24 protein-coding genes are annotated in these 26,140 nt (G+C 64.2%); 13 read left to right on the top strand and 11 right to left on the bottom strand.

Annotated elements, in window-relative coordinates; all coding sequences use genetic code 11:
• Nucleotides 1-29 precede the first annotated feature (29 nt).
• Both BH683_RS20765 and BH683_RS20760 read left to right on the top strand, forming a co-directional pair.
• Nucleotides 30-2,003: a phage holin family protein gene (locus BH683_RS20765; RefSeq protein ID WP_084838230.1), complete on the top strand. Its 1,974-nt coding sequence runs from the start codon at nt 30-32 to the stop codon at nt 2,001-2,003.
• A 9-nt stretch (nt 2,004-2,012) separates the two neighbouring features.
• Nucleotides 2,013-3,164 carry an endonuclease/exonuclease/phosphatase family protein gene (locus BH683_RS20760; protein WP_084838151.1) on the top strand — a complete coding sequence of 384 codons (1,152 nt, stop codon included), beginning with the start codon at nt 2,013-2,015 and terminating at the stop codon, nt 3,162-3,164.
• A gap of 3 nt (nt 3,165-3,167) precedes the next feature.
• On the opposite strand, the gene BH683_RS20755 is transcribed toward BH683_RS20760, so the two are convergent.
• The 4 genes from BH683_RS20755 to BH683_RS20740 are packed head-to-tail and all read right to left on the bottom strand — an operon-like array spanning nt 3,168 to nt 7,749.
• The gene (locus BH683_RS20755; RefSeq protein ID WP_084838150.1) at nt 3,168-4,004 is read right to left on the bottom strand and encodes a hypothetical protein; all 837 of its coding nucleotides are present in this window, start codon (nt 4,002-4,004) and stop codon (nt 3,168-3,170) included.
• A gap of 8 nt (nt 4,005-4,012) precedes the next feature.
• Nucleotides 4,013-5,212, bottom strand: a complete 1,200-nt coding sequence (locus BH683_RS20750; RefSeq protein WP_084838149.1) for an MBL fold metallo-hydrolase — start codon at nt 5,210-5,212, stop codon at nt 4,013-4,015.
• A 12-nt stretch (nt 5,213-5,224) separates the two neighbouring features.
• Nucleotides 5,225-6,520, bottom strand: coding sequence for a M23 family metallopeptidase (locus tag BH683_RS20745; protein ID WP_246833502.1), 1,296 nt, complete (start codon nt 6,518-6,520; stop codon nt 5,225-5,227).
• On the bottom strand, nt 6,517-7,749 hold the full coding sequence (locus BH683_RS20740; RefSeq protein ID WP_084838148.1) for an alpha/beta fold hydrolase: 1,233 nt from the start codon (nt 7,747-7,749) through the stop codon (nt 6,517-6,519). The genes BH683_RS20745 and BH683_RS20740 overlap by 4 nt, the downstream gene beginning before the upstream one ends.
• A gap of 175 nt (nt 7,750-7,924) precedes the next feature.
• Between BH683_RS20740 and BH683_RS20735 the strand changes: the two genes are divergently transcribed.
• Both BH683_RS20735 and BH683_RS20730 read left to right on the top strand, forming a co-directional pair.
• On the top strand, nt 7,925-10,792 hold the full coding sequence (locus tag BH683_RS20735; protein ID WP_084838147.1) for a BTAD domain-containing putative transcriptional regulator: 2,868 nt from the start codon (nt 7,925-7,927) through the stop codon (nt 10,790-10,792).
• A 153-nt stretch (nt 10,793-10,945) separates the two neighbouring features.
• A complete protein-coding gene (locus tag BH683_RS20730; protein ID WP_084838146.1) occupies nt 10,946-12,118 on the top strand; it encodes a serine hydrolase domain-containing protein in 1,173 nt (390 codons plus the stop codon).
• 30 nt (nt 12,119-12,148) lie between these two features.
• On the opposite strand, the gene soxR is transcribed toward BH683_RS20730, so the two are convergent.
• Nucleotides 12,149-12,589 carry a redox-sensitive transcriptional activator SoxR gene (soxR, locus tag BH683_RS20725; protein ID WP_084838145.1) on the bottom strand — a complete coding sequence of 147 codons (441 nt, stop codon included), beginning with the start codon at nt 12,587-12,589 and terminating at the stop codon, nt 12,149-12,151.
• A gap of 63 nt (nt 12,590-12,652) precedes the next feature.
• Here soxR and BH683_RS20720 point away from each other — a divergent pair, with 63 nt between their 5' ends.
• A complete protein-coding gene (locus BH683_RS20720; RefSeq protein WP_084838144.1) occupies nt 12,653-14,119 on the top strand; it encodes an MFS transporter in 1,467 nt (488 codons plus the stop codon).
• Nucleotides 14,120-14,193: 74 nt separating this feature from the next.
• Here BH683_RS20720 and BH683_RS20715 read toward each other — a convergent pair whose 3' ends face one another.
• The 3 genes from BH683_RS20715 to BH683_RS20705 form a co-directional block, all read right to left on the bottom strand.
• Entirely contained in the window at nt 14,194-15,015 is an 822-nt protein-coding gene (locus tag BH683_RS20715) for an alpha/beta hydrolase (RefSeq protein ID WP_084838143.1), read from the bottom strand.
• A 201-nt stretch (nt 15,016-15,216) separates the two neighbouring features.
• Nucleotides 15,217-17,637, bottom strand: coding sequence for an ATP-dependent Clp protease ATP-binding subunit (locus tag BH683_RS20710; RefSeq protein ID WP_084838142.1), 2,421 nt, complete (start codon nt 17,635-17,637; stop codon nt 15,217-15,219).
• 78 nt (nt 17,638-17,715) lie between these two features.
• Nucleotides 17,716-18,111, bottom strand: a complete 396-nt coding sequence (locus BH683_RS20705) for an NTP pyrophosphohydrolase (RefSeq protein WP_084838228.1) — start codon at nt 18,109-18,111, stop codon at nt 17,716-17,718.
• 89 nt (nt 18,112-18,200) lie between these two features.
• On the opposite strand from BH683_RS20705, the gene BH683_RS20700 reads away from it, so the two are divergent.
• The 4 genes from BH683_RS20700 to BH683_RS20685 are packed head-to-tail and all read left to right on the top strand — an operon-like array spanning nt 18,201 to nt 20,454.
• Nucleotides 18,201-18,551 carry a cupin gene (locus BH683_RS20700; RefSeq protein WP_084838141.1) on the top strand — a complete coding sequence of 117 codons (351 nt, stop codon included), beginning with the start codon at nt 18,201-18,203 and terminating at the stop codon, nt 18,549-18,551.
• Between the two features lie 51 nt (nt 18,552-18,602).
• A complete protein-coding gene (locus tag BH683_RS20695; RefSeq protein WP_084838140.1) occupies nt 18,603-18,941 on the top strand; it encodes a metalloregulator ArsR/SmtB family transcription factor in 339 nt (112 codons plus the stop codon).
• Nucleotides 18,938-19,408 (top strand): SRPBCC family protein, encoded by a 471-nt coding sequence (locus BH683_RS20690; protein ID WP_084838139.1) that lies wholly within the window; start codon nt 18,938-18,940, stop codon nt 19,406-19,408. The genes BH683_RS20695 and BH683_RS20690 overlap by 4 nt, the downstream gene beginning before the upstream one ends.
• A gap of 59 nt (nt 19,409-19,467) precedes the next feature.
• Complete coding sequence (locus BH683_RS20685; RefSeq protein WP_084838138.1) at nt 19,468-20,454, top strand: LLM class F420-dependent oxidoreductase; 987 nt, start codon at nt 19,468-19,470, stop codon at nt 20,452-20,454.
• A 27-nt stretch (nt 20,455-20,481) separates the two neighbouring features.
• Here the strand turns inward: BH683_RS20685 and BH683_RS20680 are convergent, their stop codons facing one another.
• Nucleotides 20,482-20,721, bottom strand: coding sequence for a hypothetical protein (locus BH683_RS20680; RefSeq protein WP_084838137.1), 240 nt, complete (start codon nt 20,719-20,721; stop codon nt 20,482-20,484).
• An 18-nt stretch (nt 20,722-20,739) separates the two neighbouring features.
• On the opposite strand from BH683_RS20680, the gene BH683_RS20675 reads away from it, so the two are divergent.
• A complete protein-coding gene (locus BH683_RS20675) occupies nt 20,740-21,318 on the top strand; it encodes a DsbA family protein (protein ID WP_246833501.1) in 579 nt (192 codons plus the stop codon).
• A gap of 18 nt (nt 21,319-21,336) precedes the next feature.
• Here the strand turns inward: BH683_RS20675 and nhaA are convergent, their stop codons facing one another.
• Together nhaA and BH683_RS20665 are read right to left on the bottom strand one after the other, a co-directional pair.
• Nucleotides 21,337-22,761 (bottom strand): Na+/H+ antiporter NhaA, encoded by a 1,425-nt coding sequence (gene nhaA / locus BH683_RS20670; RefSeq protein WP_246833500.1) that lies wholly within the window; start codon nt 22,759-22,761, stop codon nt 21,337-21,339.
• A gap of 38 nt (nt 22,762-22,799) precedes the next feature.
• The gene (locus BH683_RS20665) at nt 22,800-23,624 is read right to left on the bottom strand and encodes an SDR family oxidoreductase (protein ID WP_084838135.1); all 825 of its coding nucleotides are present in this window, start codon (nt 23,622-23,624) and stop codon (nt 22,800-22,802) included.
• Nucleotides 23,625-23,766: 142 nt separating this feature from the next.
• Between BH683_RS20665 and BH683_RS20660 the strand changes: the two genes are divergently transcribed.
• The 3 genes from BH683_RS20660 to BH683_RS20650 are packed head-to-tail and all read left to right on the top strand — an operon-like array spanning nt 23,767 to nt 26,106.
• Complete coding sequence (locus tag BH683_RS20660) at nt 23,767-25,314, top strand: carboxylesterase/lipase family protein (RefSeq protein WP_084838226.1); 1,548 nt, start codon at nt 23,767-23,769, stop codon at nt 25,312-25,314.
• 22 nt (nt 25,315-25,336) lie between these two features.
• The gene (locus BH683_RS20655) at nt 25,337-25,708 is read left to right on the top strand and encodes a DUF6544 family protein (RefSeq protein WP_143696101.1); all 372 of its coding nucleotides are present in this window, start codon (nt 25,337-25,339) and stop codon (nt 25,706-25,708) included.
• Nucleotides 25,709-25,746: 38 nt separating this feature from the next.
• On the top strand, nt 25,747-26,106 hold the full coding sequence (locus tag BH683_RS20650) for a DUF6544 family protein (RefSeq protein WP_084838133.1): 360 nt from the start codon (nt 25,747-25,749) through the stop codon (nt 26,104-26,106).
• The last annotated feature ends 34 nt before the right edge of the window (nt 26,107-26,140 follow it).

Raw genomic sequence — 26,140 nt, 5'->3', positions numbered from 1 at the left:
CGATTCCAGAGATCAGCGAAAGGGGTGCGATGCGCACCACAACCAAAGTCGTTCGGCTGCTCATCGAGTTCGTGGTGTTGTGGCTCTCTTCCGCTGTGGCGATCCTCGTGCTCGACGCAGTGTTCGACGGAATTTCTCTCGACTCGATCAACATCGGGATCCCACGGCTGTCGACCTTGCCGTCGGCGCTGGTGGTCGCTCTGGTTTTCGGTGTACTCAGCGCGGTGTTGTGGCCGGTGATCGTGCGGCTGATGTCGTGGGTGGGTCCGGCTGTGCTCTTCTTGCTGGTCTTCTTCGCGAGCGGCGCAATCATGTGGTTGACGCTGCACATCGTCCCGATGGCGTCGGTCGACAAACCCTGGGACGCCGTGGTGATGGCAGCGCTGCTGTCGCTGTTCAGTTCGTTCGTCGGAGGCGCCATCGCGTCGCGTTCTGACACCTCCTACCGTCTGATGCAGGTGCGCAGGCAACGGCTCCGATTCCGCCGCCATCCCGGTGGTTCGGCAGCGACACCGGGATTGCTGTGCATACAGATCGATGGCCTCGGTCACGACGTCCTGCGCCGTGCGATCGCCGACGGAGTCACCCCCGGTCTCGCTGCGATGGCTCGCAGCACCCACTCGTTGATGCCGTGGCATACCGACTGGAGTAGTCAGACGGGCGCCAGCCAGCTGGGCATCCTGCACGGCTCGAACCACAACGTTCCCGCATTTCGGTGGTACGACAAGACATCCGGGAAGATAGCGGTGTTCAGCAACCCGCGCGACAACGAGGACCGGGAAATCGAACGTGCCGAGATCCCCGGACTGTTGTCCACTGATGGCGCGAGTCGGGGAAATCTGTTCACCGGTGGCGCCGAGGACAATGTGCTCGTCGTGAGCCGGATGCGTGGCGCGCGGCTCGGCGGCGGTGCGGGGTATTCGTCTTACTTTGCCGATCCATCGAGTACGTTGCGCACCCTGATCCGGATGATCGCCGAAGTGCAGCGGGAACTGAGGCAGGCGTGGCGACAGCGCCGGGCCGACCTCCGGCCGAGGGTGCCGCGCGGCGGTTCGTACCCGCTGGTGCGGGCATTCGCGAACGTACTGGCGACCGACGTCACGGCGGCGGCGGTTGTCCGCGACCTCATTCAGGGCCGCAGCATCATCTACGTCGACCTGATCGGCTACGACGAGGTCTCGCATCACTCGGGAATCGCCCGACCGGAGACGCTGTCGGTGCTGACCAAGATCGACGAGGTCATCGAGATGCTGCTGAAGGTGATCGAACAGGCCGACCGTTCCTACCGTGTGGTGGTGCTCTCTGACCACGGCCAGAGTCAGGGTGCGACGTTCCTCCAGCGCTACGGCGAGAGCTTGGAACAACTCGTGCTGCGATTGTCCGGTGCCGGCGACCTCGCGCCGACTGCGGATTCTCGACCGGGGGCCGAAGGGATCGAGTACGCGGCGGCAAGCGTGCGCCCGCCGAAAGTGGACGAGGAACCGGCAACGCCTGAGGGAGTTCCGGTTGTCCTGGGGTCGGGAAACCTCGGACTGATCAGCTTTCCGCGTCTACCGGGTCGCGCGACCGTCGAAACCGTCGCCGCCGAGTATCCAGGGTTGATCGACGCCCTACGGGTACATCCGGGAATCGGATTCTTGTTGCTCGCCCGCACCGACGGTGGATCGGTGGTTCTCGGTGCCGACGGTTCCGTAGACGTCGACACAGGTGTGGTCGACGGTGTCGACCCACTCGCGTCCTTAGGGCCAGATGCTCTCGAAAAGATACGCAGGACAAACTCATTCGACAATGTCGCCGATATCATGGTCGGCGGTGCGTACTGGCCGGAGACGGGCGAGGTGGCTGCGTTCGAAGAGCAAGTCGGGTCGCACGGCGGTATGGGTGGACCCCAGAGCACGCCATTTCTGCTCTACCCTGACGATGTACCCGCGCCACCGAATCGCGTGTACGGGGCGGAACAGGTGCACGCAGTGCTCGCCGGGTGGCGAGACCGCGACGACTAGGAGCAATCGATGGGAATCTCGGTCGACAGCAACGTCCACACGGTATCGCGTGCGCCCATTGCCAACGGGCCGCGACTGCCGGCGTTGGACGCGCCGACTCATCAGCCCGCGGCAATCGATCAGGTCGGGACCTTCGTGCGAACCTATGCAGCGCCCGTCGTTGCCGGTACTGCGGTGGGTATTGCCGTCGGTGGTCTCACCCGTGTCGGTGGGCGATCCGGTGCCGTGGTGGGTGCTGCCGCGGGTCTGGCGGGCGGCTACCTGCGAAGTCGCATCGGAGCCGACCCTGTTGTGCCGACGTCCACGGTGTCACGACCGGTTGCCGATGAGCGGCTGCGCGTCATGGAGTTCAACGTCCATGGCGGAATGGGCGGGCCTGGAAAGTTTTTCGCCACCCCGACGACGTTGGCTCACCTGGCCGACACGATCAGACAACAGCACCCGGACATCGTGCTGCTCCAGGAGCTCGACCACTTCGCCACCCGGTCGAATTACACCGACACTCTCCATCAACTCGCGAAACGTCTGCACGCCGACGGCGCCGTGATGTCTCCGGCGATCGACAAGGGCACCGGTCGCCGAGAGGGGACCGGGATCTTGACCTTCAACGGGAACCTGATCACCGACGCGCGAAGTCTGCGAATCGGTGACGCGCTCGGTGACGACTCGGCCCGGCGACTGCGGGCGACCGTCGACGCGTGGGCCGGGGTGGTCACGTCCAAACTCGGTGACAGCAAACTGCCCTTCGGTGGAGTCATCGAATACCAGCCTCGGGTCGCTACCGACGTGATGATCCGCACTGCGGGCCACAACTCGATCAGGGTGTTGTCGGGACATTTCAGTCCACCGCATCACGGCATCGACGAGCCGCGTCGCCAAGTGGACCCGATCGTCGCGACCCTGGAGACGTGGATGGGCCCGACGATCTTCGGTGCCGACTTCAACGTGCGCGACGGGTCAGCCGAATTCGAGAGGGAACACGAGGTTTTCGCCGCGGCAGGGTTTGTGGAGGCAACAGCAGGCGCACCACCGAACAGTGATCGCGTGTACATGTCCGAGCACTTCGTCGCCGAGAATCCTCAGAAGCTCGACACTTCCAAAGGCGCGGTACCGGCCAGCGACCACTCACCGGTCGTCGTCGACCTCGCACTTCGCATCTGACTGTCACGGAACGTTCGACGGAAGCCAGCGCAAGCCCGCTGCCACCTCCGAATCCGGAGGCAGCAGCACAGATGGGCACTCCAGAGCCGGAAGCAGTCGGCACACCGCGTCCGCCTCGGCGGCGTCCGGACAGCACAGTACGGCTGCGAGTCCGCTGTGGTCCCCGATGGCGGCGACAGTGCGGGAGGCCAATGCCCCCCAGCCCAGAACGAACACCTTCGATGACCGGCCTGTCAACCACGTCAGGGCGGTACCCATCACGTCGGCGTCCGCGGCACGGGTTCCATCGCTCATGCAGAGGTCGATCACGAGGCATCGCGCGCCCACCGCTTCGGCCGTCGAAGCGAACAGGGCGTAGGAATCTTCCGCCGACATCTCGACACCGACGGGGATCAGGACATAGGCGCCTGCGTTCTGTTCCTCACCGATCAGATACCCATGGCAATTGCCCACCCTGGTTGACATCACGATCGGTTCACACCGGTTCGGCAGCAACGGTATCGCCGCCTGGAAGGCAGAGATCTGAGAGAGGCGGTTGGTCTGCCACATCTCGGAGGCGGGGTCACTTCGGTAGAAATGCGCTGCTTGTCCGTATGACCACGACGCGCTCAGCAGCTGCCTGCCCGCGCCGGAAACGTCGTCTGCGGCCAGGCGATCGTCCGCGCGTTCGAGGGCGCGATCACCTTCGCGGCGCCAATAGCGTTCCCACGACACCACTTCGCCGGGCGCGACCTGGGTGCCGACACCGGCGATGGCGGTGGCGTTCGCGGCGCCGACAGCGGTCACGGACAGCGAGCGCAGTAGGAGTCGATCGAACGCGGGATCGGTGTGCAGTTGCATCGGGCCGCTCAGCGAAGGCGGAACGTCGGCCGACCGGAGGTATTTGTGCCGACGGGATAATGGTTCAAACGACAGTGATTCAGCAGGGTCAGTTTCAAGAAGGTGGCAAAGACGGGGAATTGCAAGCTGGAGGATATCGTGATGACGGAGTTCGGTGTGGCCTCGGCGACGAGGACATCGTAGAGTTCGTCGACAGACAGGCCGTCAGCGTTGCGCTCGAGGACAGCATCAACCGTGGCAGCGAATTCGGCGCCCACGTCGAGGATCTGCTGAAGCTGGGTGCGCGCCGCGTCTGCGACGACGGGCAGCATCGGCTTGTGGCCGGCGCACAGCTGACGCAGATGCCCTTCGTCGATCATCGACAACGCCCGGGTTGCGGTCGCGGCGATCTTGCGCGGATCCGAGTCGGTCCAGATCGGTAGTGCAGATGTCTCGTCTGCCAGCATCAGAAAACCGTGCTCCGGCAGGAAGAACACCACCCCACCGGCCGAGTGACCTCCCGATTGCAGCACCTGGACCTCGAGGGCACCCAAGTCGTCGGTGAACGACCACCCGGTCCACTCGGCACTTCCGATCGAGATGGCTTGGGCGGGGCCGAGATCCTCGTAGTCCGTCATGGTGTCGACGCTCAGGAACACTTCGGGGTACGTCTGGAGGATGATTTCCACGACCAGAGAGGGGATGAAACCGCCGAGCGCCGGCGTAATGCCGAGAGAATTGAGCTGATGGCCCAGGACCGCGACGTCGTCGGAGGTCAGAGCCGACGACGCCCCCAGAGTTCGCAGCAGGCTCGCGATCCGTTCGGGGTCGAGATCGAGTCCGGCAAGGTAGTCGAAGTAGCCGATACCCGACCTGTACATCTTCGCGAAGAAGGCTTCGTAGTCAAGCGCCGAACGAGCCGCCCGCGGGATGTAGTGCCGTCTGCGCGTGGCGCTGATCGCTTGCAGCACGTGATTGTTACCCAAATGGTCGACGTGCCCGTGACTGTTGAGCAACAACACCTCTTCGATCCCGTCGAAGCCTCGTACGACCTCGAGGATCGCGCGGTACTGATCGTCACCGACGCCGCTGTCGAGTAGGTACAGCCGTGGGCCGCGCCGATAGATGGCGATGGTGGGAAGATCGGGGTCATCCCACAGCGTGTGGGGATGGTGCCCCTCGATCAGGAAGAGGTCGTCCGCGATCTCGTGGATGGTTCCGGTGGACATCTCTCGGACCTCTCAGTTCTCTGGAAAGTTGACGATCGCGAGGTTCAGGGGGAGCTGATCGGTCCGGGCCGCGGGCTCGGGGAGTTTCTCCTGCAGAAAGTCCCCGCTCAAGTAGTCGTCGGCAGCCATGATCGTTTCTAGCGGGACCTGACCGGCGTAGTCGAACTCGTCGAAGACGTAGGGGAGTCCATCGGCCCCGAGCAGGGTGGGGCCGTTCATGAGCTGGAAGTGTAGGTGAGAGGCGTTGGCATTGCCCGTGTTCCCGAGCTTCGCGATGACCTGCCCGTCCTTGACCTTGTCCCCGGGTTTGACCAGCAGTGAGCCCTCGATGAGGTGGGCGTACATGGCGTACACGCCGTCGCCGAGATCCAAGACGATGTGATTGCCGTCGACGTTGAGTGCCGTGAGTTTTGCCGCCAAGACCGGATCCTGAGCGGGCAGGATGCCCGGCGCGTTCGCCGCCACGTTGTCGAGGACCGACACCACGGTCGCATCGGCAACCGCGTGGATCTCGGTTCCGTAGTCGACGTAGCTCGTGTTCTGGGTCTTGTCGCCGACGTAGAACTCTCCGGCTTCGTCAGTGCGTTTCCAGTCGATGGCAAAACGCTCGCTGTTGTTCAGCTTTCCGTCGACCGGCAGAGTCGAACCGCGATGCGGGAATCCGGGTTCGCAACAGCCGTTCAGTGCGATCCAGTTGTTTCCTCGCACGGGCGGCGAGATGATCCGGGGTGTGCCCGCAGAGAGGTCGACCGGGGTGATCAAGTAGTCGATCGGGGCGGGCGCCCGCGACCCGGGGGAGTTGGCCCCGGTGCCATGAAGATGGTGCAGAACTGCCTTGGGCACATCGTCCTGGTTGTCGAAGACATAGTCGAGGAACAGAACTCGGCTTTCACGAGGTGGTATGACCGCGGTGTCGAGGAGGCCGTTGGGCACGTTCTGCAGCCGGTTACAGTTGCCGTACGTACAGTTCGGGTCGACCAGCGCCGTGCCGCCAAAAGTGGCGACGACCTTCTCGGGCTCGGTTCCGTCCACCACATCAACCCGGTCGATGGTCGCGGGCACCGGAGATGCATTGGTCAGCTGCAGGTCATACGCGACGTGGTACTTGCCGTCGGTCCCGAGGAATGGGAAGGTCGGGTCCCCGATCTGGGTCATGGTCACGCTCGTGAACGCTTCCGGCACTACGACGTCGTCGAACGCCGCGGTGTTCGTCGGTGCCGGTCCGGGGTCATCGCCGCCGGCGCAGCCGCCGAGAACGAGGGTGACTGCCATGGCAGCGTTCACCGCAGCAATCGAACGTCTGCTCACGCCGGTACCTTTCCCGCGAGGGTGTCGTCGAGCCAGTCGAAGACACGCTGCTCGAAAAGTCCTGCGGCACCTGCCTCGTCGTGTTCCCCCGCGCCTTCGGCGTTGGTGAACGCAATGTGCTTCTTGGTGGTGGTCAGGGCGTCGAACAACGGCTTCGCCCCGCCGCCCCTGGAGTCGTTCTCGCCTGAACACAGCAAGGTCGGGCAGCTGATCTTCTCCGCGTACGCACGCAACGTGTAGCGCTTTGCGTCGCGCAGATAGTCGAGGGGATGAGCGAATCCGTGCGTCAACATGCCCCGATTGAGGCCGAAGTCTAGGACAGGATTTTTCGACATCGATTCTGCGAGAACCGCATTGAGCAGATCGGTATCGCCCGTATCGAGCTGATCGCGATACTCGGGCGGCAACATGAACACCGCCCCTTCTCCGGGAGCGAATTGTGGTGCGTCGGCGATGAGTGCAGCGACGCGATGATCGCCGGCCGCGGCCCGTGGCGCCAGATAACCGCCCCAGCTGCGGCCGAGGAGAACAATCCGTTCGTCGTCGACGTCGGCGCGCGCACGTAGCCAGTCGATCTGCGGTGTGACCACGGTCTCCCAGTCGGGTCTGAACACCAGCCCCTGTTCGATGAGTGCGCCGCCCTGACCTGGCCCGTCGATCATGAGAACCGCGTAACCGCGGCGGAGCGCTGCTTCGCCCCCAGCAAAGTACGACTCCTCTTTCGTGCCGTCGTAACCACCGATGATGATGATCGTCGGAAAGGGGCCTGCGCCGCCGGGCGTCGCGAAATAGGCGGCGAGCTCGGTTGTCTCGTAGGGCACGGACACCTGTTCGATGTTCCACTCCGACAGCGCTGCGGCCCTGCAGAACGCTTCGCGCTGCCGTCGGTAGGAGTCGACGAAGCGGGGATCGAGGGGTGGGCGATAAAAGAACACGCCACTGGTGCGGTAATACGTGACGGCGCGCAGGAACGCGTCGTGCGCGCTGACTCGGTGACCCGCAGCAAGGCTCGCTTCCGCGGCTGCGTAGATGCGGTCGGCAGTCGCCTTCCACTCGCGGTGCCAACTGTCGTGATCGCCGGCGGCGATCCTTCTCGCCGTCACAAAACACTCACCGATATCGGCTCCACCGCTGAGCACGGCGTCGAGTGCCCGCAGGAACTGACCGTCGAACTCGGGCTCTGCGAAAGCTATCGCGCGCAAGTCCACTGCCGGCGAGGTGTCTGTCATGGTGTTCTCCCGTTGTCTCCACTGCCTGAGTTCAGGTCTGATGTCTCGGAACCGATCATTTCGGCCGGCGGTCTCACCGCGGTCAAATCTTGGTGCAGGCGCCGATGGCGACACGGACTGTCACTCGTCCCGCCATCGGTGAGACGGAATCGGACATCGCCGATAGTGTGCTGATGTGGAGTTCAGGGATCTGGGACCGCTGCTGGTCGAGTCAGACGGGTTGTCCAGGCCTCCGGGCGGTGCGCGCCTGTCGACTGTTCTGGCGGTGCTGCTGGCCCGGGTGGGAGATGCTGTACCGACTTCGGCACTGATCACCGCGATCTGGGGCGACGATCCGCCGGAACGCAGTGTCAAAGTGCTCGAATCCCACATCTGGCGGCTGCGCAGGATGCTCGAACCCGGTCGAGGTCCCGGTGCGGCGCCGACCGTGCTGATCACCGATCAGGCCGGCTACCGACTCGCTGTCCCCACGGAACGCGTCGACTCCCAGGTCTTGATGCGGTCCGTGTCGGAGGTCCGACAGTCGTTGACCGACAACAATTTCGACCAGACGCTGGCAATCAGTGACGGCGCGCTGTCGCGCTGGCGGGGGGATTTCTGTGCTGACGTGGTCGATACCGGCTCGCTGGAACCTCTGCGCACGCGACTGTCCGACCTGAGGCTCGACCTGGTCGAAGCGCGAGCCTCGGCGCTGATGCAGGTAGGGCAACCCGAACGGGCCGTCAATGAGATCTCTGAGGTTCTCGAAGAGAATCCACTGCGTGAACGACTGTGGATGCACCGGATCCTCGGCCTCTATCAGTCGGGGAGGCAGGCCGCCGCGTTGGACGCGTTCAGCACTGTCCGCCGGATTCTCGCTGAAGAGCTGGGCGTCGATCCCGGGCCGGAACTGAAGCAGTTGCACCGGCAGATACTCGATCATGATGAACGATTGCGCCCCCGTGCCGTTCCGGCGTCTCAGAGTCGGCCGGTCGAGGTTCAGCTCCCCAGTCGTCGGTCGCGAATTGTCGGGCGCACCGACGAGTTGAACGACTTGGTGCAGTCTCTCGACAACTCACGATTGGTCACGGTCATCGGCCCCGGCGGTGTCGGAAAGACGCGTCTGGCAACCGAGGTCGCCTTCACAGTGCGTGAGCACTTCGGGGACGGGATCTGGTTCGTTGACCTTGCGTCCATCGCACAGGCGGACTCGGTACCCGCCCTCGTCGCCAACGTGCTGGGTCTGCGTCCGGCGGCGGATACTCAGATCGACCGTTTGGTTCGCGCTCATGTGTCCTCGAGGCGACTGCTCATCGTGCTGGACAACTGCGAACACGTGTTGCCTGACGTCGCAGCGTTTGTCGATGACCTGCTCGACTCGAGCGAGAGGTCCAGCGTGCTCGCGACGAGCCGCGAACCGCTCGAGGTCGTCGACGAGCGTCGGTACCGACTTGCGCCCTTGGCCGTTCCATCCCTGAAGGATTCGGCTGCTGACATCGGTGCTTCTGCCTCGGTCCGGCTCTTTCTCGAACGAGCGGATGACGGTCGCGATCTGGACCTAGACGGTCACGACGGGGTGGCCATTGCCCGGATCTGTGCAGCAGTAGGTGGTTTGCCGCTGGGCATCGAACTCGCGGCAGCACGTGCCCGCACGTTTGACCTCTCAGAAATCGCAGACAGCCTCGACAGAGCGCCGGCACACCTCTCCCGCAGCGGACGGGGTACCGGGCGCCACTCGAACCTGCTGGCTACCGTCGACTGGGGATATCGCCTGGCCGGCACCGACGAGCAGATTCTGCACCGCCGTCTCGCGGTCCTGCCGGGCCAGTTCACCCTGGAAGCCGCAGCACAGTTGAGCACGATCGCCCCACTGAGCGAGAGTGACGCCCTCGATCTCGTCGGCGGTCTCGTGCACCGCTCCATGCTGGTATCCGAGCGTTCACCGACTGCGTCGCGAAATACCAGATTCTCTCAGCTCGTGCCCATCCGGGCGCACGCAGCCGGCGAGTTGACTGCGACCGAGCGCCGGCACGCAGAATCGGTACGCGATCGCTGGGTGATCGGGCGAATCACCGCAGCCCCCGATCCGGGCCGCACCGAACAGCTGGAGTACTACGAGTGGCTCGAAGACAACCGGGCCTCGGTGCGCGCGGTGTTGCGCTCGACGCTGATCGAGAAGCCGACGATCGACGGGCTTGCGATGGTATGGCGGTTGATCTTTTTCTGGCACGACCGGGAAGCGACCGTCGAATTCATCCGTTGGTCAGAGTTGGCGGAGGCAGCGCTGGCGCTGATGACGCCGGGAGCCTTCGACATCGGGGTCGGTTGGGCTATCAGTGGGTGCGCTCAGGCGCTTGGCCACAACGGGGTTGCGGCGGAGAAGGCGTTGGCACAGGCGATCCCGATACTCGTCAACCCTCCGGTGGAGCGTAGATCCGAAGCGATGCGCATCCTCTTCGTCGTGTCGGTGTGCGCCTGGACAGGGGACGTCTTCGAGTGGGCGCTGCGAGCGGCGGTCGCGATCCCGGATCTCGCAGACGGGCCCGAAGACGACCACACGGTGTTGGGTGCGCGCAGTATTCTCGCCGCGAGCGCTCTGGTCGACGGTGACGGCGCAGCAGCGTTGGCCCAGGCCGATGCGGTCCTCGCCGACAATGCCGCTGTAGGTAACAACATGGCTGCATTGTTCGCCAACATCACTCATTCGATCGCGGCCAAGTTCGCGGGCGACGGCGCACGTGGTCTGCGCTACTGCGACGAGGTGCTCCGGACGCAGAAGCTGCTGGGCACGCACAGTTTCTCGGAGAGTTTCGAGACCAGGGGAAACCACTTCGTCAACGCCGGGCAACTCGACGAGGCCGCACGCAATCTGGGTTTGTCCTACGCCCTGAGCAGGCGGCAGAGCCGGGACTGGCCATGGCACCCGGGGACCGATGCGCAACTCGACTTCGTCCGCGCCGAACTCGGTGTCGAGTTCGCAGACCACTGGAACAGCGGTGTGCGTCTGGCACAACTCGATCCACTGCAGATCGTCTCGGACCTCGAACTGGAGATTCGGAAGTAGGTCATGAGCGTGCAGCCGTGTGGCCTCCCGTTAGATCACCGTGAGACCGCGTCGCGGAATCCTACGCTGCATGACGTGCGTCCAACGGGGTCGCAGAAGCGGTTGATCAATTGGATCGGCCGACCAACATCAGAACAAGTCATAGAGGTAGGTATGAAGGTCAAGAATCGAGCTCTCGCGGCTATCGCTGCCGTGATAACCGCATCCCTGGTGGCGAGCGGGTGTTCGTCATCGAACGACGACGCGGCCGCCTCATCGTCGTCCGCCGCCCCGGCCGTGGCTGCGGACAAGGCCGCGCAGTTTCAACAGGTCCTCGACGACACCCGGTCCAAGGCCGGTTTTCCCGGTGTGATCGCGCAGGTTGCCTCGCCGGAGGGAACGTGGACCGGAACGTCAGGAGTCGTCGGAGAAGGCAAGACCGAACCGCCGACCGTCAGCGACAAGACCCGCATCGGTTCGTTGACCAAGACCATGACGGCGACCGTGCTGCTGCAGCTGGTTCAAGAGGGCAAGCTGTCGCTCGACACCCCGATCGGTGAGTACGTCCCCGGTCTACCCAACGGCGATCTGGCAACGTTGGCGCAGCTGGCGGACATGACCAGCGGGATTCCGAGTTACACGGAGTCGGACGCAGTAGTGACCAAATACTTCGCGGACCCCGAATATGACTGGCCACCGCAAGAACTCGTCGACGCCGTCAAACCGCTTCCTGCCGATTTTGCACCGGGGCAGGGGTGGAGTTACTCGAACACCAACTACGTCCTGCTGGGAATGGTGATCGCACAGGTGCTGAAACAGCCGGTCGCAGATGTCTTCGAGGAGCGGTTGTTCGAGCCACTCGGTATGTCGGACACCACGTTCGCGGGTGGATCCATCGAGATCGGTGATCCGCACATGGACGGCCTGACCAACCAGAATCAGCCGCCCGGCCAGAATGTCGACTCAACGCACTGGAATCCGTCGTTCGCATTCACGGCCGGTGCGGTCATCTCCACCCTCGACGATCTGAAGAAGTGGGGACACGCGTTGTTCACCGGCGAGGGCGTCCTTGATGCGCAAACGCAACAACTGCGCCGTGATTCGATCGTCCGCGATATCCCGCCGAACACCGCCACGATGGGTTACGGCTTCGGAATCGGCGACCGAAATGGGTGGTGGGGTCACGACGGGGACATCCCGGGTTATAACAGTGTGCTGTTCCACGACTATGACTCGGACACCACGATCATCGTGCTGACCAACAGCGACAACACCTTCAGCGTCGACGGCAAGAATCTCTTTCCCGCGCCCGCGGTGTCGGCAGGATTGCAGGCTGCGGTCGGTTAACTGCATCGGATTGCCGGACTCCCTTGTAGCTCAGATACGTCGGGCGCCAGGGCCCTCTCGGCCGCGCTCGTCACCCGGGTTGAGGAGATTGCAGGTCTTCAGCGACAGACACCCACAGCCGATGCATCCAGTCAGTTCGTTCTGCATTCGCCCGATTGCTTGTTTGCGCTCCTCCAGGCGTTCATTCCACCCGTGCGAGATCTTCTGCCAGTCCTTCTTGTTCGGAGTTCGACCGTCGGGCAGCGACGCGAACACCTCCGCGACCTCGGCCAGAGGTATGCCGAACCTGACCGCCAGCTGGATCAACGACACCCGTCGGATCGTGTGTCGTGGAAACTTCCGCATGTTTCCCGCAGTACGCACAGCGGGAATGAGTCCGAGGGTTTCGTAGTAGCGGACCGCGGAGACGGCAACGCCGGTTCGCGCCGCCACCTGCCCGATCGACAAGAGTTCGTCGCTTTTCCGGATCATTCTGCCTTCCAATGGGTGTGCAATATTGATCTAGAGTGCACTTGAGATCTTACAGTCGTCACCATGCACCTTCCCAACGACTCTCCATCCGGTACCTGGCGACAACTGCTGAGGGGCCCATACCTCGGCACCGCCGCAGTCCTCGCCGGGGGCGTCGCGCTGTACGCGACCAACGTCTACCTCACGACAAGTCTGCTTCCCACCGCCATCGAAGAGATCGGCGGTCAGCGGTACTACGCCTGGACGACGACGGTCTTCCTCGTCGCGTCGGTGATCTCGTCGATGTTGGTCAGCAATATCCTGACCGGTCGCGGACCACGACGGGCTTACCTGATCGGCCTCGCAGTCTTCGCAGTCGGCACGGCAGCGTGTTCGGTCAGCCCGACGATGGAACTCTTCCTGGTCGGTCGAATGATCCAGGGGTTGGGAGGCGGCCTCTTGGCAGGGCTCGGTTATGCCGTCATCAACGCCGCCCTCCCGAAACACCTTTGGACGCGCGGCGCGGCGCTGGTGTCGGCGATGTGGGGTGTCGGCACCTTCGCCGGCCCCGCGATCGGCGGAGTATTCGCCCAACTGAGCATCTGGCGCTGGGCCTTTGGCGTTCTGATCATTGCGACGATCGCCGTCGCCGTCCTAGTCCCCGGCGCACTCCCGCCCCAGACTGTCGGCGTCGCCACCAAGACCCCGGTCCCGGCTCTCTCGCTGGCATTGTTGACTGCGGCAGCGGCGATGGTGAGCATTGCCGGAATTCTGTCGAACCTCATGGTCACCGCGGCGATGGTGGGCGCTGCAGTCGTGATTCTTGTAGCCTTCGTCGCAGCAGACCGCCGCGCCGCTCACGGCATCCTCCCGCCGTCGACGTTCAGCGGTTCATCGCTCAAATGGGTGTATCTGACCATCGTCGTCCTTGCTGTCGCCTCAACGGCAGAGATGTTCATACCCCTGTTCGGTCAGCGACTCGCCGGCCTTTCACCCATAGCCGCTGGATTCCTTGGTGCGGCACTGGCTTTGGGATGGACTCTGGGTGAAGTGCCGAGCGCGTCCGCCACCGCCCGTGGTGTGGTGCGGCGCATCGTTGTCTGCGGACCGATTCTCGTTGCCGTCGGCCTGGGCATCATGGCGGCGTTCGTCACCGATCACGCCGGATTCGGCGTCCTCATTGCATGGACGATCGGCTTGCTTGTCGCCGGCGTCGGAATCGGTGTTGCCTGGCCGCATCTGGCAGTCGCCGCGATGAGCTCGGTCGCCGAACCAGGGGAAGGACCGAGGGCCTCCGCAGCGATCAATACCGTGCAACTCATCGCCAACGCATTCGGCGCTGCCCTCGCCGGCGTGCTGGTCAACATCGGCGAACCGTCAGCGCTGCGGTCGGCGCAATTGCTTCTCTTCACGTTTGCGGCCATCGCAATCATCGGCGCGGCAGTCGCAGGTCGTGCACTTCCGCGGCGCCGGACGACAGTCGACAACCCCGACGTTGCCCTAGAGGCCATCGCGAACGAACCACAGCCTGACCGACCGACCCCGGCCTGAAACTCCACGATCGCGGAGGGACGTACGCGTCATCCGGGCCCGGCGCGAGCGCAGCCGGACCCGGAGGACGTGGGTCACTTCTTGATGAACTCGAGGATGTCTTTGTCGAGTTCTTGCTGGTACGCGCCGAAGATGCCGTGGGGCGCTCCGGCATAGACCTTGAGCGTGCCGTCCTTGACGAGGTCGATCGACTTCTTCGCGGCCGCGTCGATCGGAACGATCTGGTCGTGGTCGCCGTGAGCGATGAAGATCGGAACGTCGAGCGCCTTGAGGTCTTCGGTGAAGTCGGTCTCGGAGAACGCCTTCACACAGTCGTAAGCCGCTGCCAAGTTGACCAGCATGCCCTGACGCCAGAAGTCGTCCTTCGCGCCCTGCGAGACCTGTGAGCCTTCGCGGTTGGCACCGAAGAACGGCTCCGTCAGGTCTTGGTAGAACTGCGAGCGGTCGCCGAGCACACCCGCCCTGATGCCGTCGAATGCTTCGATCGGGGTGCCTTCGGGGTTGGCCTCCGACTTCACCATCACCGGTGGCACTGCGCCGGCGGTGATGACTTTGACGACGCGGCCCTTGCCGTACTGCGCGGCATATCGTACGACCTCGCCGCCGCCGGTCGAGTGTCCGATCACCACAAGGTCTTTCAGATCCAGCGCCTCGACCAGTTCGGAGAGATCCTTGGCGTACGTGTCCATGTTGTTGCCGTCGTACGTCTTCGACGAGCGGCCATGTCCGCGACGATCGTGAGCGATTGCCCGGTAGCCTGCGTCGGCGAGGATCTTGAGTTCGGTCTGCCAGGCGTCGGACGACAGTGGCCAACCGTGGCTCAGGAGGACGGGCTGTCCTGAGCCCTGCTCGGTGTAGTAGATCTCTGTTCCGTCAGAAGTAGTGATGTAAGGCATGTTCTGCAGTTCACCTCAGCGCATATCGGTGGTGTTCGGATGACCCCTTCGAAACTATTGTCCGCATCCGACGTCCAGGTAGATACAACCGTAGGCAAATCTCTCGACAATTGTCGGAAATCATTCGAACCCGCGACGGCACCCCGGACGCCGAGATCCCCGGCTCGGAAACCCCGAGCCGGGGATCTGGAGTGCATCTCGTCAGGCGACGATCAGGTCGAGCTCGTCATCGGTGACGCTCACCGACACCTTGCCGCCCTCGGTCAAGACCTCGTCGAGCAACAGGTCGGCGATGCGATCGTCGACCACGCGCTGGATCGACCGCCGCAACGGCCGGGCGCCGAACTCGGGCTGGTGTCCGTGTTCAGCAATCCAGTCCACCGCAGCAGAACTGAACTCGATCTCGATACCCTTGGCGCCGAGCCGCTTGCGGCTGTCGGCCAAGAGTAGATCGGTGATCTCGTGCAGCTGGACGGCGTCGAGCTTGCGGAAGATCACGATCTCGTCGATGCGGTTCAAGAACTCGGGCCGCATCGACTCGCGCAGCCGCCCCATCACCTTCTCGCGCATCGGCTTCTCGGCCGCCCCGGTGTCACCCGAGTTGAAACCGAGGCCACCCGACTTGCTCGAGATGATGTCCGACCCCAGGTTGCTGGTCATGATCAGCACGGTGTTCTTGAAGTCGACCGTTCGACCCTGTCCATCTGTCAGACGGCCGTCGTCGAGAACCTGGAGCAACGTGTTGAACACATCCGGGTGGGCCTTCTCGATCTCGTCCAGCAAGATGACCGAGTACGGATTACGCCGAACCTGTTCGGTGAGCTGACCTGCTTCGCCGTAGCCGACGTAACCGGGAGGCGCCCCGATGAGACGGCTCACCGTATGCCGTTCGCCGAACTCGCTCATATCCAGTCGCAGCAGCTTCTTCTCGTCGCCGAACAGCGACGTCGCCAAAGCCTTGGCCAGTTCGGTCTTTCCCACACCGGTGGGTCCGAGAAACAGGAAGCTGCCGACCGGACGATCCGGATCGCTCATACCGGTACGGCTCCGGCGCACCGCGCGGGCGATGGCCTTGACCGCATCATCCTGACCGACGACCCGCTGGTGCAATTCGTCTTCCAAACGGCGCAGCCGTTCCATTTCCTGTTGGGTCATCTGGCTGGCGGGTATCCCGGTTGCACGGGAGACGACGTCAGCGATGTGATCGGCAGTGACCTCGGATGTGGACACCGGCGCGTCCGGACTCCCGTCGAGACGGGCCTGAACCGCAGCGGTCTCGTCGCGCAACGCCGATGCCTTCTCGTAGTTCTCTTGAGCGACAGCCTCTTCCTTGGCGGCCTCGAGTGCAGTCAACTTCTTGCGCAAGGCCTCGATGTCGGTTCCGGGCGACGCCAGTTGCATGCGTGCACCCGCCTGGTCGATGAGGTCGATCGCCTTGTCCGGCAAGAACCGGTCGCCGATGTAGCGCGACGACAACTCGACGGCTGCGGTGATCGCCTCGTCGGAGTATCGGACGCCGTGGTGCTCCTCGTAACTGCCGCGCAGGCCGGTCAGGATTGCGATCGCGTCGGCGATGCTCGGCTCGGGGACCGTCACCGGCTGGAATCGCCGCTCGAGAGCTGGGTCCTTCTCGATGTTCTTGCGGTATTCGTCGAGCGTGGTCGCGCCGACGATGTGCAGTTCACCCCGAGCGAGTTTCGGTTTGAGGATGTTCGAGGCGTCCATGGACCCCTCGGCACCGGCGCCTGCCCCCGCGATGGTGTGCACCTCGTCGATGAAGACGATGAGTTCATCCGAGTGCGCGACGATCTCATCGATGACGCTGTTGAGGCGTTCCTCGAAATCACCGCGATAGCGGGTTCCCGACACCATGCTCGACAGGTCGAGTTGCACGATTCGCTTGCCCGACAGACGTTCCGGAACGTCCCCGTCGACTATCCGCTGGGCGAGGTCCTCGACGATGGCGGTCTTGCCGACACCCGCTTCTCCCACCAGGACCGGGTTGTTCTTGGTCCGTCGGGAGAGGATTTCAATGGTCTGCGCGATTTCATCGGCACGGCCGATTACAGGGTCGACTCCACCGGCACGAGCGCGTTCGGTGAGGTCGAAACCGTACTTGTCCAGGTTCGGGGTCTCGCTGGATGAGACCTCCTCTTCCGAACCACCCTGCAGTGCGGTCTGCAGACGCTCGGGCGTCAGTCCGGCAGCGGCCAGCAGGCGGCCTGCCGACCTGTCCCGATCGCCCGCCAGGGCGACGAACAGGTGCTCGGGATCGATGTAGGTCGAGCCCAGCGCCTGCGCGAGCTGATGTGCTTCGAAGACCGCAGTGCGGACCGCGGCGCTCAATGTCGTGGTGCCCATCCCCGCGGACGGGCTTCCGCCGGGCAGACGTTGCTCGACGGCCGCAGCCACGGCCGCGGGGTCCGCTCCGGCTCGCTGCATCAACCCGCGTGTCGGGTCGTGCTCGGCCATGACGTGCAGAACATGGAGTGCATCGAGCTCCGCGTCACCGCGACCGGCGGCGAACTGCGCCGCCTGGGCGATGAGGTCCTGCGTGGACTTGCTCATCAGACGACTGATGTCGATGCGCCGCGGGCCGTCGGGCCCGAAGAATGCTGCCATTCGGGAAAGCCTCCTGTGAAGAGTTGAGTGCGTACGACTCAATCAACATGAGTCGGGTGCTATCAATTCCCGGCGGGGCTAGCGATCTTTGTCGTCGCGCAATGCCCCTGGTCCCGTCACCTGTGCACCGAGGGACTGCACACGTGCGCGCAGTTCCCGGTCGGCGGTGACCACCCAGGTCGCGCAGTGGGTGTGCGCGGCGACCAGTTCGACGATGTGGTCGTCGCCCGAACCCGGGGCGCTTTTCACCTCTACCGTGGGAGTCGAGGTGATTCCGGTCGCTTGGCCCTCGACCACCAGAAGGACGCGAATCGGTGGGTCGACACCACCGAAGCCGTGCTCGGACAGCGACTCGAGCGCGTCCCGCAGACGCTCGTTCGCTCCTCGACGATCGCGCCACCAGCCATCTGGCCGGGAACCGACGACGTTGGCTGCGTCGATGATCACCACCGGGTGTAGACCGTCTGCTGTCATCTGTCCATTGTCGCCGAGCACGACCCTGGGACGCGGAAAGGCGTTAGCGTTGACGTATCGCGGGAACCGACGGAAAGGGAACGCCGGTAATGGTCGACACCGATTCCAACCTCGACGATCTGGCGGTGAAACATCTGCGGCTCGCGCACGATGACCCGCACGGCCGGAGCGCCGACATCCTCGTCCACGATGGCCCGCTGAGGCAGACCCTGATCGCGATGGTCGCGGGTTCGGAATTGGGCGAGCACAATTCGCCACCGGCGGCGAGCGTGCTTGTGCTGTCCGGAACGGTCACCGTGATCGCGGGCGATGACGAGGTGACCCTCCGATCGGGGGAGCTGCGCGGTCTCAGCAACCATCGGCACAGTGTCGCGGCGTCAGAGGACTCTGTATTCATCCTCACCACGGTGACAGGCACCGGCGAACCATCCCGCCGGTGATCACTGACGCTTAGCCCTTGCGCTAAGTGTCGCCACTTGATACTTTTCCTTATGGCTCAGTATCAGCAGGAGTTGAACGGCGTTTTCCAGGCGCTGGCGGACCCCACCCGACGTGCGGTATTGGGCAGGCTCGGTCAGGGGCCGGCGAGCATCAGCGAACTCGCCGCGCCGTTCGACATGGCGCTGCCGTCCTTCATGAAGCACATACGGCAGCTGGAGGCCAGCGGCTGGATTCGCACGGAAAAGGCCGGGCGGGTTCGCACGTGCGTGATCGAGAAGCAGCGATTCGAGGTCGCCGAGTCGTGGCTTGCGGAGCAGCGCGCGATCTGGGAGGGCCGGACCGACCGGCTCGAAGCATTTGTCACCGCATCAGAGGAGTACAACCAATGACCAAGTCCATCGATACCGAGCGCGACCTGGTGGTCTCACGCATCATCCGAGCGCCGCGGGCGACCGTCTGGTCCGCCTGGACCGAGCCCGCAAAGTTCGAGCAATGGTGGGTTCCCGCCCCGGCCGAATGCAGGGTGGCGGGTTTCGACCTGCACCCCGGCGGCGCCTTCAGAACCGAGATACGCGAGCGCGGTGGTGATTTCTCTCCGCATATCGATGGTTGCTTCCTCGCGGTAGACCACCTCGAACGCATCGTGTTCACCACTGCGTTGGTCGGTGGATGGCGTCCTGCCCCGAACCCCTTCATGACGGCCACCATCACGTTTGCCGATCACCCGGAAGGCACCGAATACACCGCCACCGCGATGCACAAAGACATCACTGATCGAAACACCCACGACCAACTGGGCTTCCAGGACGGGTGGGGGACTGTCACTCGGCAACTGGCCCAACTCGCCGAGGCCTGAGCTGCCGCCGGCGCTGCTGCAGCCGGACGCGCAGATGGCCCGAGTCTAGGATCGAGTCCATGCGATTCGGATTGTTCGTTCCTCAGGGCTGGCGTTTGGACCTGGTCGGTATCGACCCCGCAGATCAGTGGGCGGTGATGCGCGATTTCTCGGTCCGGGCGGATCAGGGATCGTGGGACTCGCTGTGGGTCTACGACCATTTCCATACTGTCCCGGCGCCGACCGAGGAGGCAACGCACGAGGCCTGGACCCTCATGTCGGCTCTTGCTGCATCGACCTCACGGATTCGCCTCGGTCAGATGTGCACGGCGATGAGCTACCGCAACCCGGCATACCTCGCCAAAGTGGCAGCGACCACAGACCTGATCTCCGGCGGGCGGGTCGAGATGGGTATCGGCGGCGGGTGGTACGAGCATGAGTGGCGAGCGTACGGCTACGGATTCCCCTCGGCTGGAGAGCGTTTGGGGCGCCTCGACGAAGGTGTGCAGATCATGAAGCAGGCCTGGACCACTGGTTCGGCCACGCTTGACGGCAAGCACTACCAGGTCGACGGCGCCATCTGCCGACCACTTCCGTTGCAGGACGGCGGTATTCCGATCTGGGTCGCCGGTGGTGGAGAAAAGGTGACTTTGAAGATCGCGGCAAAGTACGCGCAGTACACCAATTTCGACGGCACCCCCGAGGGCTTCACCCAGAAGTCGGAGATCCTGCGTGCGCACTGTGAGACTGTCGGTACCGATTTCGGCGCCATCGTCCGCTCTGCCAACTACAACGTGGCCATCGGGTCGACGGAGGCCGAGGTAGAGCAGCGGCTGGCGACCTTGGTGGAGCGTCTGACCCCGCACGTCGGCGCGGAGAAGGCCGAGGCGGCGTTGGGGGCGTTCCGGAACCTGCCCGGCGTCGGTACTCCGCAACAGATCATCGAAAAACTGTCGGTGCTCAAGGAGAAGGGGATGTCGTACGGCATTTTCTATTTCCCCGAGGCCGCCTACGACCTGTCGGGCATCGAACTGTTCGAGAATGAAGTGGTGCCCGCACTGCGCTGAGGGACTCGGCGGCGCACGGGTCCCGGGTCAGGCCTGATCCCGGAACTGCTCGACCTGCCTGCGAAGCCGGGCGATGTCGTCGGCAAGGGCGGCCGCGCGCTCTTCCGTTCGTTGCGTCGCTGCCTCCTCTGACTGCGCATCCGCATCAGGGGAGGCGGTGTCATCGGCGGCGAGTCCAGCGATGAGACCGTCCAGAGCTGCCTCGGCCGCAGCAAGCGCCTCGCGTAGTCGCTGGATCTCCGCTGCGTCCGACCCGGGTACTGTCATCCCGCCAGTCTATGGGCGGTGAGAGCCACCCGGGTCGACCTCCGGCTGCCTGATGCCGACTCCTCGAAAGAGGACCTCCCCGAGATCTGTGACAATGTCCGGGTGAGCGACATCGATCCCGATCGGCATCTCTACGGGAACCCCGACGCACTCGTCCGCATCGTCGAATACGGCGATTTCGAATGCCCGTACTGTCAGGCGGCCGCTCCGATCCTCAAAAGAGTGGTGGACGAGTCGAACGGCCGGACGTGTCTGATCTTCCGACACTTCCCACTGTTCGAAGTGCACCCGTTCGCGCTCACTGCGGCATTGGCGGCCGAGGCGTCGGGAAAACGGTTCTGGGACATGCACGACGAGCTGTTCGCCCACCAGAACCATCTCGACGACTCACACCTCGCGGAATACGCGTACCGGGCCGGGGTGATCGACTCGGTGATCGGCCTGGCGGCACAGCCCTACAAGGCAGCGGTCGAGGCGGACTACAACAGGGGAGTCGGCGAGGGTGTCCGTGGGACCCCGAGCCTGTTCATCGACGGTGTCCGGTACGCGGGAGAGATGGAGCTCGAAGCCCTACGCGAGGCCACCGGCTCTGCTTAGGCGTCAGCGCGGGGGGTATCAGCGGAGGGTGGGGTCGATCCACGGCCCGACTGGCAGGCTCGGTGGATTGTCGGCGTCGGCCAGACTGCACAACGGAAGTCGCTCACCGAGATAGCGCAACAACACCGACCCCAGGATGGCCGCGATGGCTGAACCGACGAGCACGCCGATCTTCGCGTCCTGCTGCAGCGTCGGGTCGTCGAAGGCGAGGTCGGTGATGAACAGCGAGATCGTGAACCCGATGCCGGCGAGCACCGCACCGCCGATCAGGTGCCCGTAGCGGACCTGGCCAGGGAGGTACCCGAGCCCGAACTTGAGGGCGAGTCCCGCGGCGATCGAGATCCCCACACCGTTGCCGACGACCAGCGCCACGATGATCCCGATGGTCACCGACGAGCTCGATGCCGCGCTCAGAGCATCCGCGTTCAGCACCACGCCGGCGTTGGCCAGACCGAACAGGGGGACCACCACCAGCGCGCTCACGGGGTGCAGTGCGTCCTGGAGACGCTCGTTCGCGGGAACCGTTGCCCGCACCGCTGCCGACGCCAACCTCGCCCGGGTGGCGTCCGCACGCTGTATGGCGAGGCGGCCATAGGCACGAACTCGTTCGCGCTGTTCGGGTTCGACCGCTGCGGTCGGGATGATCACGCCCAGAATGACGCCGGCCAGCGTGGGATGGAGTCCCGATTCGAAGACCGCGCACCACAACGCGATGCCCACCAGGATGTAGGGCCGCAGTTTCCACATACGCGCCCAGCGCATGAACACCAGAATCGCGACCAGTGCGGCGACCACACCGAGGGCCGGCAGTGACACGTCGTCGGTGTAGAAAATTGCCATGACGGTGATCGCGCCGATGTCGTCGACGATCGCAAGGGTCAGCAGGAACAACCGGATCTGATCGGGGCACCGTGGCCCGAACAGCGCCAAGATGCCGAGCAGAAAGGCGGTGTCGGTGGAGATCGGGATACCCCAGCCCGCCGCGGCGGGGCCCGTGGGCTGGAAGGCCAGGTAAATCAGGGCGGGCAGGACCAGACCGCCGATGGCACCGAGCACGGGGATGATCACGGTGCGGCGATCGGTGAGCTCACCGACCGTGACCTCGCGGCTGATCTCCAAGCCGACCACCAGGAAGAAGATGGCCATCGCCGCGTCGTTGACGATGTGCTGGAAATCCAGTGCCGTCGACCACGAGCCGATCTGGAGCACCACATCGGTGTGCCAGAACGAGTCATACCCGGCGCCAGGCACATTCGCCCACACCAAGGCCAGGACGGTCGCGGTCAGCAACAGTCCGGCGCTGCCCGACTCCTTGGAGAGGAACTGCAGTGCCCGCGGCGACACCGAGGTTCTCGACGATGTCAGCCGGGTGGTCGGCCCCGGGCCGATCGACAGCCCAGGACCGGCCGAGTTCGCTGCCGGTCCGCGATCATCACTAGCCACGCCGATCATTGTGCGTCAGCGCGCGGGGTTCGGCTCGGTCAGCCCTGTGCTTCGACAGCGACCGGCTGCCACTGTTCCCACGTCTGCAACCGGCTCGCGTAATCGGCCTTCGCGATATCGAGCGGCGCAGCACCGAAGAACACCCGCAGCGGCGGTTTCTCGGCGTCCACGACCTTGAGGATCGCGCGCGCCGACGCCTGCGGATCGCCCGGCGCGGACGTGCGCTTCTTGCGAGCTTCCGCTGCCGCCTGGTGCGCGTCTGCGTAGTCGTCGAGTGGCGTCGCGTGCTTGGCAGACGAGCCACCCCAGTCGGTGTCGAAGCCGCCGGGTTCGATCAGGGTGACGTGAACCCCGAACGACTCGACCTCCAAGGACAACGCTTGTGAGAAGCCCTCGAGGGCCCACTTCGAGGCGTGGTAGATGCCGACGTTCTGGAATGCGCTGATCCCGCCGATCGACGAGACCTGGATGATGTGTCCGCTGCGCTGCGCCCGCAGAAACGGTAGTGCCGCCTGAGTGATCCACAGGGCACCGAACACGTTGGTCTCGATCTGGTCGCGGGCCTCCTGTTCACTGAGTTCTTCGATGAAGCCGAACTGGCCATACCCGGCGTTGTTGACCACGATGTCGAGGCGGCCGAAGTACTCATTCGCACGTGCCACCGCCGCGAAATCCGCGTCGCGGTCGGTCACATCGAGTTCGATCGGCAAGATCGAATCGCCGTACTGGTCGACGAGGTCGGCCAGTGAGGCGGTGTCGCGCGCGGTCGCCGCCACCTTGTCTCCGCGTTCGAGGGCTGCGATCGTCCATTCTCGGCCGAATCCACGGGAAGTCCCGGTGATGAACCAGACCTTGTCGCTCATTGTCGATAGCCTTTCGCAGGTGGATTGTGCCGCCCGCCGACGGCACACAGTCCTGATCAACGCATTGGTCGTCTCACAGCATTCCCGGCGACTTTCGTTAGTGTGGCAACAGAGCGCACTTCGGCGGCAGGAGAACTTCGAGATGGCAGACGATGGCGGCGTGGTGGAGACCACCAACGGACCGGTCCGCGGCCTCGACGACGGGATCACGAAGTCGTGGCGGGGGATTCGCTATGCAGCGGCGCCGGTGGGGGAGCTGCGGTGGCGCGCCCCTGTGCCCCCCGAACCCTGGACCGAGGTGGCTGACGCCGGCGACTTCGGTCCGGTCGCACCGCAGCCGAGCAACCCGGTGATCAGGCTCGGGGACGGCATCGTGCAGGACGAGGACTGCCTGAGCCTCAACGTATCGGCGGCGTCCGGCGTGGTGGCCGGGGACGCCAGACCGGTGATGGTGTGGGTTCACGGCGGCGCGTACATTTTCGGGTCGTCCAGCCAGCCGCTGTACGATCCCCGGGCGCTGGTGTCCGACGGCGACGTCATCGTGGTCACCGTCAACTACCGGCTCGGCGCGTTGGGATTCCTCGACCTGTCGGGGTTCAGCACCGGCGAACACCGTTTCGACACGAACCTGGCGCTACGCGACCTCATCCTGGCTCTGGAGTGGGTCCGGGACAACATCGCAAGGTTTGGAGGGGATCCTGACCGTGTGACCTTGTTCGGTGAGTCGGCCGGTGGGTCGATTGTCACGACCATGCTGACCGTTCCCGCAGCACGCGGCCTGTTCGCTCGCGCGATAGCCCAGAGTGCACCCGCGACTTCGGTGTATGACAGTGCGCGTGCCAAACGGGTGGCCACTACATTCCTGGGAATCCTCGGCATCGATGAAGGCGACGTCGGGGCTCTTCAGGATCTACCCGTCGACAAGATCGTCGCTGCGGGTCTGGCGTTGTTCAGCGACGTCCCGGCCACGGCCCCCGGAACGCTCGCGTTCGCGCCTACCGTCGATCGCGACCTGCTTCCCGACTACCCGCTGGCAGCATTCAGGGCCGGACAGTCGCACCCGGTGCCGCTCATCATCGGGACGAACAAGGACGAGGCCGCACTGTTCAAGTGGATGAAGTCGCCGTTGATGCCCATCACGCCGGATGCCATCAGAGCCATGTTCACCGAGATCGTCGCGGAACAGCCAGAACTCAGACTTCCCAGCGAAGCCGAGATCGGCTCGGCCTATTCGGGTATGAAGCTCAAGGCGGCCGGCCTCGCCGTCGCCCGGGACATCGGCTTCCGCATGCCGACGATCTGGCTGGCCGAGGCCCACAGCGCGGTGGCGCCGGTATACCTCTACCGATTCGATTGGGCGACACCGATGTTGCGTGCGCTCCGCGTCGGAGCGACTCATGCGACCGAATTGCCCTACGTGTGGGGCAATCTCGTGATGGGTCGCAAGGACATCACGTTCAAGCTCGGTGGATTGAAGGTGGGCAAGGCACTGTCGGCGCGGGTACAGAACCGCTGGGTTTCCTTTGCGGTCGACGGACATCCACGCGGCCTGCCCGGGGATCCGGAATGGTTCCCCTACGAGCGCGAACAACGAGCGACCCTCGTGATCGATCGTCAGGACTCGGTGATCGACGATCTCGACCGAGATCTGCGTGAGGCGTGGGGCGACGACGTCCTGAATTTCCTGTAGCTCAGCACCTATGCTGGGCCACATGCCCCACGCCGCTGCCGACCTCAACACCGCGGCACCACGGTCAGCGAGGCGGGTGGCGGACGTCTGGACTGATCTGGCCACCGACACGACCACGCTCGCCAACTTCTCCGTGGACATGGTCTCGGGACTGCCTGAACCGGTGGCACGGTGGCTGTTGCGCTCGATCGACGTGGGTGCTGCGCTGCGAACGTCAGTGATCGTGACCATGAGCGGACAGATCAGAATCGGCGCGTGGAGAGCTTTCGAGGCGAGGCAGATCATCGCCGCCCGCCGTGGATATGTCTGGGCCGCCGTTGCTCGATTCGGCCCGCTGCCCGTTCGTGGGTTCGATCGCTACAGTGATGGAGTGGTGAAATGCGTTGGCGTCTAGGGGGTCTGATCCCTGTTGTCACTGCAACAGGTGATGATGTGTCGCGCAGTGCCGCGGGCAGACTGGCCAGTGAGTTGATTCTGACACCGGCCGCCGCGTTGTCGCCCGGGGTCAACTGGACTGCAGTGGACGAGGACAGCGCGATGGCCGCGGTGGAGGTCGACGGCACGATCCACGACGTGACCATTCATGTCGCCGCCTCTGGAACGCTTGACTCGATCGAGTTACTGCGGTGGGGCGATCCGGACCAGACCGGGTTCGGGCTTCATCGCTTCTCTGCCGTCTGCACGGGCGAACTACGCTCCGACGGGTTCGGTGTGCCCGCACACACTCGAGCGGGTTGGGGCGACCTCGAAGCGTTCATCGACTTCGACACCGAGAGGACAGTGTTCCTTTGACGTCTGCTGATTCTGCGTTGCGCGCCACAGAACC

This window comes from Williamsia sp. 1138 (genome assembly GCF_002095435.2).
GTDB lineage: Bacteria > Actinomycetota > Actinomycetes > Mycobacteriales > Mycobacteriaceae > Williamsia.
The sequence above is the reverse complement of the archived record's forward strand: the minus strand, read 5'-3'. Positions and strand labels throughout refer to the sequence as shown.